Annotated in this window: 10 protein-coding genes; 2 read left to right on the top strand and 8 right to left on the bottom strand. The window is 54.1% G+C overall.

Features of this window, described 5'->3' with window-relative positions; all coding sequences use genetic code 11:
• Positions 1-10: 10 nt before the first annotated feature.
• A complete protein-coding gene (locus tag OEV49_09785; GenBank protein MDH3891361.1) occupies positions 11-739 on the bottom strand; it encodes a metallophosphatase family protein in 729 nt (242 codons plus the stop codon).
• The gene (locus OEV49_09780; protein ID MDH3891360.1) at positions 739-1,434 is read right to left on the bottom strand and encodes an FHA domain-containing protein; all 696 of its coding nucleotides are present in this window, start codon (positions 1,432-1,434) and stop codon (positions 739-741) included. The genes OEV49_09785 and OEV49_09780 overlap by 1 nt, the downstream gene beginning before the upstream one ends.
• A 130-nt stretch (positions 1,435-1,564) precedes the next feature.
• Here OEV49_09780 and dusB point away from each other — a divergent pair, with 130 nt between their 5' ends.
• The gene (dusB, locus tag OEV49_09775; GenBank protein MDH3891359.1) at positions 1,565-2,542 is read left to right on the top strand and encodes a tRNA dihydrouridine synthase DusB; all 978 of its coding nucleotides are present in this window, start codon (positions 1,565-1,567) and stop codon (positions 2,540-2,542) included.
• Positions 2,543-2,608: 66 nt separating this feature from the next.
• Positions 2,609-2,932, top strand: coding sequence for a YbjQ family protein (locus OEV49_09770; protein MDH3891358.1), 324 nt, complete (start codon positions 2,609-2,611; stop codon positions 2,930-2,932).
• A gap of 43 nt (positions 2,933-2,975) precedes the next feature.
• Here OEV49_09770 and OEV49_09765 read toward each other — a convergent pair whose 3' ends face one another.
• The 6 genes from OEV49_09765 to OEV49_09740 all read right to left on the bottom strand — a co-directional run bounded on the left by OEV49_09765 (position 2,976) and on the right by OEV49_09740 (position 13,003).
• On the bottom strand, positions 2,976-3,641 hold the full coding sequence (locus OEV49_09765) for an ABC transporter ATP-binding protein (GenBank protein MDH3891357.1): 666 nt from the start codon (positions 3,639-3,641) through the stop codon (positions 2,976-2,978).
• A 153-nt stretch (positions 3,642-3,794) separates the two neighbouring features.
• Positions 3,795-6,179 carry an ABC transporter permease gene (locus tag OEV49_09760; protein ID MDH3891356.1) on the bottom strand — a complete coding sequence of 795 codons (2,385 nt, stop codon included), beginning with the start codon at positions 6,177-6,179 and terminating at the stop codon, positions 3,795-3,797.
• Positions 6,180-6,193: 14 nt separating this feature from the next.
• A complete protein-coding gene (locus OEV49_09755; GenBank protein ID MDH3891355.1) occupies positions 6,194-8,641 on the bottom strand; it encodes an ABC transporter permease in 2,448 nt (815 codons plus the stop codon).
• Positions 8,642-8,656: 15 nt separating this feature from the next.
• Complete coding sequence (locus OEV49_09750) at positions 8,657-11,011, bottom strand: ABC transporter permease (protein ID MDH3891354.1); 2,355 nt, start codon at positions 11,009-11,011, stop codon at positions 8,657-8,659.
• A complete protein-coding gene (locus tag OEV49_09745) occupies positions 11,004-11,693 on the bottom strand; it encodes an ABC transporter ATP-binding protein (protein ID MDH3891353.1) in 690 nt (229 codons plus the stop codon). The genes OEV49_09750 and OEV49_09745 overlap by 8 nt, the downstream gene beginning before the upstream one ends.
• A gap of 56 nt (positions 11,694-11,749) precedes the next feature.
• Entirely contained in the window at positions 11,750-13,003 is a 1,254-nt protein-coding gene (locus OEV49_09740; GenBank protein MDH3891352.1) for an HlyD family efflux transporter periplasmic adaptor subunit, read from the bottom strand.
• Positions 13,004-13,183 lie beyond the last annotated feature (180 nt).

The raw sequence follows: 13,183 nt of genomic DNA, 5'->3' as shown, positions 1-13,183 counted from the left end.
TTTATCCCTCTCAGATTCCTGCCGATAGGCGGCTGATCAAAGTTGACGGCAGATTCGCCTCGCTCATCTTGTGTTGGGCGGCCTCGATGTCGTACTCGACACGATGGAATTCTATGTCCAATTCTTCAGAATCAAAAACAACGTAACTGGCGCGGGGATCGTTGTCGCGCGGCTGTCCTACCGATCCTACATTGACAAGGTATCTGCCTTCGGGGTCGGCGGTGAAGTCGTGGCCGGTTTGAATGCTCGGCAGGCCTTCCGGTTTTTCTCTGAGTATGGTCGGGATGTGCGAATGTCCGAAAAAACCGATTCTCTGTTTGAGATGCTCGAAAGCATTGATAGCATCCGTCGCAGAGAGAATGTAATGCCACTCGGAAGGTTCAAACGGTGATGCATGCACCAGGTACATATCGTCCATGGGTCGATCAACGGCGAAGTCCGACATGACTGCAATCCAATCATCGTCGAGCGTTTGCTGGGTCCATTCGGTGGAGGTTTTGGCCGCATCGTTGAAGTTGTCACACGACTGCAAACCAAGGGCGGCATATTCATGATTGCCCAGGAGTTTGGTGTCACAGTTTTCGAGGACCAGTTTCAAGCAGGCGGTCGGATCGGCACCGTAGCCGACAACGTCACCCAGGCAGTGGATACTATCCACCCGGTGTCTCTTGATATCCGAGAGCACTGCCCGTAGCGCTTCGACGTTACCGTGTATGTCGGAAATGAGTCCGTACTTCATCAACTTTTGCTTTCTACGAATTTGAATGTGGATTTGCCCACCGAGATCAAATCGCCGTTTTTCAGCACACACTGAGTGGTTGGTTCGCCGTTGACTTTAAGTTTTCCCTGTTTGCCGAGATTGTAGATGGAGAAGACCTGACCTTCTATGACGATTTTGGCCTGAATACCGGAAAGCCAGAAACCTTTGGCGCGTACATGAACAAATTTGGCTTTCCCAATCGTGGACACATCGCGATCGAGCCGATGCTCTGCAAAGTCGGCATTCTCCATTCCCAGGAGGACCGAACCGCCATACTTTTCGACAATCTGTCGCTCGATTTTATCATTCTCCAGCATTTTCTTCTGCTGCTTGGTGTTCAGGACCATGGTGCCGTCGAAATTGGCTCCATCGGCGCCTTCATGGGTGGTCTCGGTATTGTAGACCAGCGCGTACTTGCCGATGGTGATGACGTCCTGATCGCGGAGCACTTCTTCGGATACTTTACGGCTGTTGACAAAGGTGCCGTTGAGCGACTCGTTGTCTATAAGAACGGCGGCATTATCATTGAATTCGATCATGGCATGTCGGCGCGAGACGCCGCGATTCTCCAGGACGATATCGTTGTCGTTCCCACGGCCGATTGAGATGCGCTTCTTCTCCGTGACGATTCGCTCAATGACCTTGTCTTCATATTTTACAGTAATCTCCGGCATGTGAGAGTCCTTTCGTGTATGGACCGAGCTTTTTCTACCTAAGCTTAGTGCTGTCTTAAACTTGGCCGTCCATAGCCGGAATTCGGCACACGGTCTTGCCGTACACCCGACACATGTTTATATTGTCGGCATGAGAATAGGAAAACTGAACCTGAATGGTCGGGTGCTTTGTGCGCCACTGGCCGGTGTATCCAACCGACCGTTCAGAGTTATGGCCCTTCAGGCCGGAGCGGCGATGTCCTTCACCGAGATGATCTCCTCGGAAGGATTGATCCGCAGCCAGGGAAAAACCCGGTCGATGATGGCCTTTGGCAATGATGAGCAGCCGCTGGGTATCCAGTTGTTTGGGGCCAATCCGGAGACTATGAGAATGGCGGCGGAAATCACTGTTGGCGATTTCGATCCGGACATGGTCGACATAAATTTCGGCTGCCCGGTCAAAAAAGTCGTCAACAAGAACGGGGGGGCGGCGGTCCTGAAAGACCTCAAGCTCACTGAAGAGATTGTCGCCGCCACAGTCGAAGGAGCCGGCGACACCCCGGTGAGTATCAAGATTCGCACCGGATGGGGGGATGACAGTCCCGTGTATCGGGAGGTTGGGCAAATCGCGCAGAAATGCGGCGCTGCTGCCATTACCCTGCATGCAAGAAGCAGGTCCAAAGGATTCAGCGGTAAGGCCGACTGGGCGGCTATTAAGAAGCTGAAAGAGGCGGTTGATATAGCGGTAATCGGCAACGGCGACGTGAGCACGCCGGAGGATGCACGGAGAATGCTCGATGAGACCGGCTGCGACGGCGTTATGATCGGCCGCGCCGCCCTGGGTAACCCGGATATCATCAGACAGATGCATCATTTTGTCGAAACCGGTGAACTGCCGGTCGAACCGACTATTGCCGAGCATATAGAAACGGCAAAAAGGCACGCACTCCTGATGGTAGAGGAATATGGCGAAACGCGGGGCGTGATAAAGATGCGTCGTTACCTGGGTTGGTACACCAAGGGATTCCCCGGCGCCACCACGCTGCGTCCGAAACTGTTTCAGATAACCACTCTGGTGGACATTGACAGGGTCTTCAAGGAGTACTTAGACCTTCGCGCCATCCGTTAGACGCGCTCTGCTAACATAAGCGTTTTAGTGACATTCAATATAAGGAGATATCCTGTGAACATCGCCATGACAACCACCACTTTCGAGCTTGAAGGCTATCGAGTAACCAAATCTCTCGGCGTGGTTCGGGGCATCACTGTTCGGTCGCGATCCATCTTTGGCCGATTGGGTGCGTCACTGCAAACGATTGTTGGTGGCAATATTACCCTGTTCACCGAGCTTTGCGAAAAGACACGCGGCGAGGCTTTTGAGATGATGATGGCCCATGCCGAAGAGTCGGGTGGCAATGCCGTGGTGGCTGTTCGCTACGATGCCACCGAAGTTGCCGATGGTGTAACCGAGGTGTTGTGTTATGGAACGGCCGTGCTTGTGGAGCGTGTTTCCGCCTGATCATTGACCAGCCGTGAGAGGCCCTTCACCAATCCGAGCGGCCCTATCCTTTGCTGACCAAGCCGTCGTGCAATTGAATGATGCGATTGCCGTAGGCGGCGTTTTTCTCCGAGTGCGTCACCTGAATGATCGTCGTACCTTCCTCGTTGAGCTTCTTGAACAGTTCCATGATCTCTTCGCCCTGCGAGGAATGCAGGTTTCCGGTCGGTTCGTCGGCCAGCAGCAACCTGGGCGAACCTATCAACGCTCGGGCCACCCCGACCAGTTGCTGTTGTCCGCCCGACAACTGGCTCGGGAACAAATCCTTCTTGCCGACTATCTGAAACTTATCCAGAGTGTCGCAGACCAGGCTCTTTCGCTCGGCTCCCTTGACTTTGCGATACAAGAGCGGCGTGTCGAGATTCTCGTAAACGTTCAACTCGTCGATCAAATGATAACTCTGAAACACGAAGCCAATGTGTTGTTGAAACAAATGGGTCCGCTCTTTTTCCTTCAGGGTCATCACTGATTCGCCCATGAAAGTGTACTCACCTTCTGAAGCGGCGTCGAGCATACCAATGATGTGCAACAGCGTCGACTTACCGGCGCCCGAGGGTCCCATGATAGTAACGAACTCACCGGCTTCAATCTCAAGGTCGATCCCACGCAGGACCCAGGTGTCGAACGGTTTGGCGCGATAAACTTTGGAAATGTTCTTCAGTGAAATCATGGGCTTGTGTCCTATCTTGAGGCCTGCGCTTTGGTTAAAGGTACGCGGTTTTCAAGTCGTTGTCCATCTATCAATGTTTTGGTTTTACCACCGGCGTCCGGTGTCGGATGCTCGATAGTGGAACTCCGTCCGGACGCCGGCAGCGACGTGAGTTCATTCGTCTCGAATGGCCTCCACTGGATTGTTGGAGGACACTCGGTACACTTGAAAGCCAACCGTCAGTGCCGCCACGCCCATGACCAGTAGTCCGGAGGATAAGTATGGCGTCACACCGAAATCGGTGTAATAGGTCCAGATGCTTGAACAGAGGGCGTCGACCAGGTAGTAGCCCAGGCCGGAGGCCAGAATGCATCCGAGGGTAATCATTACTAACAGCTCTCTGGAGATCAGGTAACTGATGTTCATCATTGTAGCGCCGAGAATCTTGCGTATGCCAAGCTCCTTGGTTCGGCGTGCTATTTTCAGCGACACCAGCGCAAAAAGACCCATACCGGATATTATGACAACCATTCCGGCAATCCAGAGGAATACAAGTCGGATGGCGTTGTTGGTCAGCGTTTCATCAGCCAGCGTTTCATCCTGCCAGAAGCCGTCGTAGGGTCGAGTGGGGATTAGACGGGTGAAGGTCTCCTGAACGAATCCAGCCACCTCTGTTGTCGTAGCGGGATCGGATTTTACGGACAGAAAGGTGTACGCTTCCGGGCGCACCAGTCGCATTACCGTCGGTCGCAGCTTCGAGTCGACGCCGTTGGGATAGAAGTTCTTGACCACGCCGACCACGCGGCACTGTTCGGTGGTACTGTCGGTAATTTCAAAAGTGAGGTATTTGTCGAGAGCGGACGACCATCCGAACTCCTCGACCAGCAGCTCGTTGACGATCACTGCCTCCTCATAATCTATTGCGAGTTCGGAATCGAACGTGCGTCCCTCAAGCAGGGTGAAGCCCATTGTTTCAAAGTGATTCTCGCCGACATTGAACAGATGGACCCGCCGACGTTCTTCCTCATAAATGGCGTCATCGGCGGCGAATGACCAACCCATCAAGTGTTCGGTGCCACCAACGCTGAGTATCTTCGGATGATCCTTCACGGCGTTGCGCATGATTTCAAATTCAGTCTCGTTGGAGACGCGAACGAGTAAGACGGTGTTTCGGTCAAAACCAAGTTCCATAGTTTGGATGAACTCAGCGTTCTTGCTGTAAACGACCGCGGCAATGATAGTCGTCATGGCCAGAGCAAACTGGAAAGTTAGTAGGATCCGGGTGATGGTGTTGTTGCCGCCCAGTTTTTGCTTGCCCTTGAATATAGCCACGGGGTTGAACTTGCTAACGTATAGGGCCGGATAAGCCCCCGCCGCGAGACCGGTGAACAGGAGTAATCCAACCAGGAAGCCGACTAACCCCAGATTGTCGGCATAGTTCATGGTCAGTTCCAAATCCGGCCAGAGGCTGGAATAGGCAGGCACGATCACCTCGGCCAAAGCGGCGGCTACGACCAGTGAGACCAGGCACAACAACAAGTTTTCGCCTATGAACTGCTTGACCAACTGTCCGCGCTGCCCGCCGATGACTTTGCGGATGCCGATCTCTTTGAGCCGTCTTGAGGAAAACGCGATTGACGTATTGATGAAGTTAAAACAGGCCAACAGCAGTACGAGAATTGCGGTGACAGTCGGGCCGTAAACTGCCGCCGGGTGCATGCCCTGCCAGAACGGGCCGCCGTAGACGTTGCGTGAGTGTTCGGCCAGTTCGGTCAGAGGTGAAACATAAAACCCGGCCATTTCAAAAGTCGGGTTGGCTTCGTTGGTGTGCGAAAGATACCTATCCAATTGAGTCTCGATCGATGCTATTGAGACCCCCGGTTCGGTTTCAATCAGAACGGCCCGAGTCCATCGGTCCCAACTGGTCAGATCACGCTCCCGCAGGTCGGCGGACTTTGCGTAAGGCACGAGTACGTTCGGTTGCATCGAGGAGTTCTTGGGTGGCTTGGCCATGACGCCGTAGACGACGAAGTCATACTCTTGTTGTCCATCGGGCGAGAGAATCATGCGTTTTCCGACGGCGGTTTCGTTCCCAAAGTATTTCTGAGCCAGGTCCTCGGTTATGATGATGCCGGCGTGATCGTCGAAGGTATCCTCCGTGCCGGATATAATGTCAAACGAGATCATGTCAAAGAAACCATCGTCCACGTAGTAGAAGGTCTCGTTGAACACTTGTTCTTCATGGCGCATGATGCCGCCGCTGCGTGTTACCCTGCTCCAGTTCTTTATGCCCGGGATTTCCGAGGCCATGGCCGGGGCCATCGGCTCAGGTGTCAGTGACCAGTTTTGACGGTTGCCGTCCACCAAGCGGTAGCTGTTTATCGTGTGGATTTGATCGGCCTTTTCATGAAAGGAGTCAAAGTCGGCGCCGAACTCATAGTTGACGTAGGCGCCAACACACAAGGCCATGGCTACACCCAGCCCGACCAGGTTAACCACCGTGTAGAGTTTGTTGCGGTAGAGGTTTCTAAGGGCTATTACCAGATAGTTCTTGACCACGATGTTCTCCGTTTCTATTCATACTTGATTGAGTCTACTGGATTGGCGCGGGCAGCTTTCAGCGCCTGAACACTCACCGATGTGAGAGCAATGGCCAGGGAAACCGATCCCGCGAGTGCAATGGTCTCCCAACCGAGACTTGGATGATAGGCGAACCTGTCCAGCCATCGGCTTAACGAAAGATACCCTATCGGGCTGGCGACGGCGATGCCGATAGCGGCGAGAACAATGAACTCCTTGGAGACTAATCGAACGATGTTCGACTCCGTGGCACCCAGCACTTTGCGGATGCCGATTTCACGGGTCCGTTTGGCTGCGGCCAGCGAGGTCAGTCCGAACAGACCCAGGCAGGTGATCAGGATAGACAGAGCTGAGGCATTGCGCACGATTTCCCGCCAGCGTCGTTCGTCTGCGTATTGTTGATCGACGGTCTCATCCACAAACTCGTATGCAAACGGTTTGCCGTTGCTGGTACGGTCCCAGGCGTTCTCGATGCGGGCAAGAGTGGCCGGGACATCGTCCGACCGAACACGTACCGCGATTTCAAACAGGCTGCTCAGATTGTCGTGTCGCGGCATGTGAAACACCAGCGGATCGATCTTGCGGTGCAGTGGATAGTAGTGAAAGTCCTCGACCACACCCACAATCGTGGCATCGCTGAAACCCTTCGGCAGTTTCTGCCCAACCGGGTTATCAAGGCCCAAATGTCTGGCTGCCGTTTCATTGATCAGGATAGCTCCGTTTTGGTCTGAGGAATAGTCCGGGGAAAAGTTGCGTCCGGCAACCATCTTGATCCCCATGGTCGGAATATAATATGGATCAATCCAATTCAGATAGAAGTAGACAGCCGTGTCGCCGGCGATGGAGAAGGCCGGTCCGGTTACATCCTCTCCTATCAGAACAGTTGTCCCACCCTCGTCGGGGATTCGGACGTAGAGCCACGACTGGCCGAACGGATACGAGTATCCGGAAATGTCAACGATGCCCGGTTGACCCGCCAGCTCGTTACGGAAACGTGCGACCAGGTCGGCCGCCTCCTCGCCTTCTGTGTTGGTGGTCACACTCACAACGTAATCCTTGTCGTAACCCAACGGTCTGCTGCGGACAAAATCCAATTGCGATGATATCACCAACGTACTGAGGATCAGAAAAACAGACAGCGCAAACTGCGACACCACCAGGGTTTGTATTATGCGGCGGCGCCCGCCGAAAGCAGCGGTCCCGCGCATGGCGTCTGTTGGGGCCAATCGTGACAGCAAAGCGGCAGGATAGATTCCGGCCAGGAATGCCGTAATTAAGACCACGGCCAGCAAAGTGGGCAGGATTGTCCAGTCGGTAAAAAGATCGAGCGATAACTGTCTTTGGGCCAGCTCACTGAAGGTCGGCAGAAACCCTTCGGTCAGGGCCACACCAAGTATCCCGGCTGCGACACACAAAAGGAGCGGTTCACCCCAGAACTGTTTCATGAGTTGGCCGCGGCGAGCCCCCAGAACTTTGCGCAACCCGACTTCGCGCGTGCGAGTGCTGGAACGTCCCACCGATAAGGTGACGAAATTGATACTGGCAATGGTCAGGATCGCCAGAGCGATGGCTGACAGTACAATATGGTAGATTGGATCGGTGGAGGAGATCGATTCGCCTTCGTAGCGAGGCTCAAGGTGGATGTCGGCCAGCGGCTGGAGAGAAAAACTGAGTTGTAAATCCGGATGGTCTTTCGACGCCAAGCCGGTGATATGTGACGACATGGCTCTTTCCAGCGACCCAATATCGGTGCCCGGTGGTATTTGAACATAGGTCGAGACCAGCACGTTGGTCCAACTCTGTGTCACTTCTTCAGGGATGGTATGTTTGAGTAACGATGCAGAGATGAGACAATCGTATTGAATACTGGAAGTAACGGGGGCGGCTTCTATGATTGCCGAGACAATTAGATCGACGTTGGTTTCACCCAATAGGATTGTAACGGTTTCACCGATCGGATCTCCTGAACCGAAGTACTTTTGGGCAATGTCTTCAGTCACCACCACCGACGACGGGTCCAGAAGGGCTGTGGCCGGGTCACCTCCACGGAGTTCGAAAGAGAACATCTGTAAGAAATCATTGTCAACACTCAGCACCGATTCGGTGAACGACTTGGCGCCGCGTGAAACCACATGCTCTGAACCTGTTACCAGTGTGGCCTGCGTTACCGACGATATGCCCGTTTTCACCGCCTCTCTCAGCATTGGCGAGGTAGAGGAGGAGCCTGCAGAACTTGAGTGGCTTTCACTCTCCGTCTGGATCAGTCGGTAGATGTTGTCGCCGTTGGCATGAAAGCGGTCAAAGGACAACTCATGCCGAATGTAGAGAAAGCTCAACAGACAGCAGGTCACTCCCAGTGATAACCCGATGACGCCAATAGCGGAATACAGCTTGTTGCGGTAGAGGTTTCTCAGGGCAACCAGAAGGTAGTTTCTTAGCATTACGTTCTCCTGTGACTACTCATTCCGAAGGGCATTCACCGGGTTGGCTCGTGCCGCTCTGATGGTGTGACCTGCGATTATCACCAACGCTATGGCGAGCACGAAGAAGCCGGCAGTGAAGAATGTAATCAGGTTGATTTCAATAGTGTAGGCGAACCGCGCCAGCCATAGATCGGCAGCATAGTAGGCCGCGGGCCAGGCCAGGGCGTTGGCTGCGATAATCAGCCAGGTCGATTCCGTCGACAACATTCGAACGATACCGGTCACGCCGGCACCGAGCAGTTTGCGGATACCTATCTCCTTGGTGCGCCGTTCCACCATGTACGAGGCAAGCCCAAACAGTCCCAGGCAGGCGATGACAACGGCTATTCCGGCCGACCATCCGACCAGTGTAGCCGTCTGGTGTTCCGATCTATAGAAGCCTTCGATGGTCGCATCCAGATACTGGGCGTCGAAGGCATATTCGGGCGAGAGCTCCCGCCATCGCGACTCGATAAAACTCATGACGGTCGCAGCCTGTTCCGGTGTCGTGCGTATGATCAGATTCTCCAATCCGTCGGGGTCCATCTGGAGCGCCAGCGGGATGATCTCGTCGTGCATGGAGAAAATATGAAAATCCTTTACGACGCCTATGATACTACCCTGGCGACCGTCCATCGCGAATGATTTGCCGATAGGGTCATCGAGCTTCATCTTACTCAAGGCCGCCTCGTTCAGGATGTAGGCTTCCGTCAGGTCGGTTGGATGGTCCTGCGAGAACCCGCGTCCCTTTAGCATCTCCATCTGGAAAAGACTGATGTACTGATAATCTATGTTGTAGCGTCCCATTCCAAAACGGAGGTCGGGGTCCTTGCCCTCCCATTCCAGGTCAGCACTCCCCCAACTCAATTCCACCGGCGGTGTACCGGCCGTAACGTCGACGACGCCGGGCATGGCCAGCAATTCCTGCCGCAGGGCCGGATATTCACTTGAAAAACCGCCCCGCATGTATATACTCATTACATCGTCATGCACAAATCCGAGATCGCCGGAGGTCATGAAGGTAAGCTGTTGATAGACCAGCGACGCGCACACCAGCAAGAATATGGAGAGCGCAAACTGTGTCACGACCAGGATTCTTCTCAGCAGGCTCTTGCCGCGTCGTCCCGAGCGTTCTCCCTTGAGTACCCGGATTGGTATCAATGATGAGAGGCACAAGGCGGGATAGGCGCCTGCGGCCAGTCCGGTCACTCCGGTCACGGCCAGAATGGCCAACAGTAGCTGATAGTTGGATGCGAAGTGCAGGCCGAGGTCTTTACCAGCCCAAACGGAAAAGGCGGGCAACAGTATTTCCACCAACCCGAAGGCAATGATGGCTGCCACACCGGACATGATCACCGCTTCGGCCAGGAACTGCCGCACCAGATCAGTCCGCCGCGCACCCATAACCTTGCGAACGCCGATTTCGGTAGCCCGCACGCTTGAGCGGGCGGTGGTCAGGTTGGCGAAGTTGATACAGGCGGCAATAAGGATCAGAATAGCCATAGCACTGAACATGTAGACATACACAATGCCCTTGGCTTTCTCGCCGAAGATGCCGGCCGAATGCAAATGCACCTTCGTTATGGGTTGCAACTCAAGACGGTACTCTGGGTTCTCCAGGTGTTGGTTAAGAATCGCGTTCATCTTCTCGGTGGCTTGGGCCGTGGATGCATCGTCGTCGAGGAGCACATAGGTGTAGTAGCCGGAAGCCTCCCAGCGATCGCTGACTTCTTTGACATGATCCGAGCGCGACTCAAACGGCAGCGCGGCGTCAAAGGCCAGGTGCGATTTGTCCGGCAAATCCCTCATGATGGCCGAGATCGTATAGTCGGATCGTTCGATATTCAGTACCTGTCCCACGGCATTGTCGTCTCCGAAATACTTGCGGCTCATACTTTCGGATATGACCACCGAAGAGGGATCGGTCAAGGCCGTTAACGAGTCGCCGTACAACAATGGTAGCGAGAACAGTGTAAACAGGGATGGATCGACAAAGGCTATCTTATCATCCTGAAACAAACGGTCGTCCTTTTTGACCAGGCGCGGATGGTCGCCGCCGGACCGCGTCGCGGCAACGACCTCGGGCAGCTCCTCGACCAGCGCCGGACCCAGGGGAGAGGGCGTGATGGCTCTGAACTCGCTCGACTCGCTTTCGGTAGTATAGCGCACCACCCGGTAAAGCCGATCGACCTTGCTGTGAAACTCATCGAAGCCCAACTCGCTGTCGACCCAGATTAGAATCATCAGACAGCAAGCAATGCCGACAGCCAGTCCGACCACATTGATGACCGCGTGGGTCTTGTGCCGAACGATGTTGCGCAGGGCGACTTTAAGGTAGTTGCTATACATGATGCTGCGATGAGAAATCTTCTGTAACTACGGCCCCGTCGAACAGGTGAATCGTGCGCCTGGCATGTTCTGCGTAGGCCGGTGAGTGAGTTACCATGACGATAGTTGTGCCGGCCTCGTTCAACGACGACAGAAGATTCATCACTTCGTCGCCGTGACTGGAGTCGAGATTACCGGTCGGCTCATCAGCCAGGATCAGTTTGGGTTCGGCCACAACGGCCCGGGCCACCGCCACGCGCTGCTGCTGACCACCGGAGAGTTGCTGCGGGAAGTGGCCTTTGCGTGGCGTCAATTGCATTTGCTCCATGACGTCGTGAACTCGCAGTTTGCGCATGCCCGCCGACTGTCCAAGGTATAACAGCGGCAATTCGATGTTTTCCAACACGGTGAGTTCATCGATCAGGTTGAAGCTCTGAAAGACAAACCCAATGTTGTTCTTTCTAAGCTGAGCGCGTTGTCTTTCGGTGTAACCCGAGACCTCCTGGCCCAACAGGTGGTACTTACCCGAGGAGGGATTGTCCAGCAAACCCAGCACGTTTAGAAGTGTCGATTTGCCGCAGCCGGAAGGACCCATTATGGCCACGAATTCGCCCTCGTTGATTTCGACATTGACTTTGTTAAGGGCGGTCGTCTCGACTTCTTCAGTGCGGTAGACTTTTTCGAGGTTTTCGATTTTTATCATGATGTATCTCCAACAAACCCGAGCGCGACAGACTGTCGACCTCCCGGATGGTACGATTATTTTTTCAATACTAATTTCTCGACTTCGCCGAAACTGTCATACGATGATGTAATGACCCGCTCACCGGCGCTGAGTCCGGACAGGACCTCATAGTTGAGGGGGTTCTGGCGTCCCAGTTGGATATCTCGTTTCACGGCCATGTCTCCCGACTCGTCGACCACAAAGACCCATCGTCCTCCGGTCTTTTGGTAGAAACCGCCGCTGGCCAATAGCAAAGCCTGAGACAAATCACCCAGCTCAAGCCGAATGCGCAGCGTTTGGCCGCGACGGATCTCCGGCGGAGACTGGTCGACGAACACCATGTCAACTTCGAAGCGGCCATTGAGCACCTCGGGGTACACTTTCTTGATGGTGAGATGGTATACGCTATCGTTGTAAGTACACTCGCCGGCCAGTCCCATGTCTACCCGTGCGATATAGTGTTCATCGATCGGCACGCGCACTTTGAAACCTTCCAATACATCGATCTGTCCCAGGCGTTCGCCGCGTCCTTTGCTCTCACCCACCTCCGCGTTTAACGACGTAAGCTGGCCCGATATCGGTGCTCTGAGAACCAGGTTATCCAGGTTTTGTCTGACGACTTCGAGGTTGGATTCCATTCTGGCCAACGAACCTTCCAGTTGCGCAATCTGCGTTTCGCGATAGATGGAGTCCTGTCGATATTGCTCCATGGTCAGTTCACGGGTGGCCACCAGGTACTCGTATTCATCGCTGGCCTCCTCGTATTCTTGACCGGCGATCAGACCTTTTTGCTTCAGTTCCGAGGACTGTTCAAAGACACGCTTTTGCTGCTTGATCTGATAGTCAAGCTCCAGAATCTGACCCTGCACGGCCAGCCGACGTTGGGCCATGGTTAGCCTGGTGTTTCTGAGGTTGTTGCTTTGCTGGACCAACTCCGCTTCGCGATACATGATGTCCAAAAGCAGGTTGGTGTTGCCCAGTTTCAGGATTCTGTCACCTTTCTCAACAGTGGTACCGGCCTCAAGGAACACGGTGTCCACACGGCCACCTTCGATGGCGTCAAGGTAATTGGTTTTGATCGGAATGACTGCACCGGTCACCGGAATGAACTCCTGAAACTCACCGTTATATACCGTCGAGACAGTCAGTCTCTCGGCCCGCACATTGAGTTTGGAGGAGTGATCGCCGAAAATCAAATTGTAAGCTATCGCCAGTATGAACAAGGCGGAGACCGATACCCAGGCGATTTTCTTGGGCGGCCACTTTCTCTTTTGTATCTGTCTATCCATAGATTCTATCCGTTGACACTTTTTTGTTACGCAATCTCACTTGCCCATGTTACGAACAAAAAGTGTGCCCAACGCCAGAACTGGCTGGAAGCCAAGGGCTTGCACGATCAAGTCGACCTCAAAACCGTCCGCTGGTGAAACATAGGGTGTCCGCTGGCGTACAGTCAAGGTGATCCGCGA

The organism is Candidatus Zixiibacteriota bacterium, assembly GCA_029860345.1.
GTDB lineage: Bacteria > Zixibacteria > MSB-5A5 > GN15 > FEB-12 > JAJRTA01.
This window is presented reverse-complemented; position numbering and strand designations above follow the sequence as displayed.

Bases quoted from the DNA above. Each gene is read 5' to 3' on its own strand.
- OEV49_09745 (MDH3891353.1), bottom strand. From the start codon at position 11,693: ATGATAAAAATCGAAAACCTCGAAAAAGTCTACCGCACTGAAGAAGTC.
- OEV49_09755 (MDH3891355.1), bottom strand. From the start codon at position 8,641: ATGCTAAGAAACTACCTTCTGGTTGCCCTGAGAAACCTCTACCGCAAC.
- OEV49_09785 (MDH3891361.1), bottom strand. From the start codon at position 739: ATGAAGTACGGACTCATTTCCGACATACACGGTAACGTCGAAGCGCTA.
- OEV49_09770 (MDH3891358.1), top strand. From the start codon at position 2,609: ATGACAACCACCACTTTCGAGCTTGAAGGCTATCGAGTAACCAAATCT.
- OEV49_09780 (MDH3891360.1), bottom strand. From the start codon at position 1,434: ATGCCGGAGATTACTGTAAAATATGAAGACAAGGTCATTGAGCGAATC.
- OEV49_09750 (MDH3891354.1), bottom strand. From the start codon at position 11,011: ATGTATAGCAACTACCTTAAAGTCGCCCTGCGCAACATCGTTCGGCAC.
- OEV49_09765 (MDH3891357.1), bottom strand. From the start codon at position 3,641: ATGATTTCACTGAAGAACATTTCCAAAGTTTATCGCGCCAAACCGTTC.
- OEV49_09740 (MDH3891352.1), bottom strand. From the start codon at position 13,003: ATGGATAGACAGATACAAAAGAGAAAGTGGCCGCCCAAGAAAATCGCC.
- dusB (MDH3891359.1), top strand. From the start codon at position 1,565: ATGAGAATAGGAAAACTGAACCTGAATGGTCGGGTGCTTTGTGCGCCA.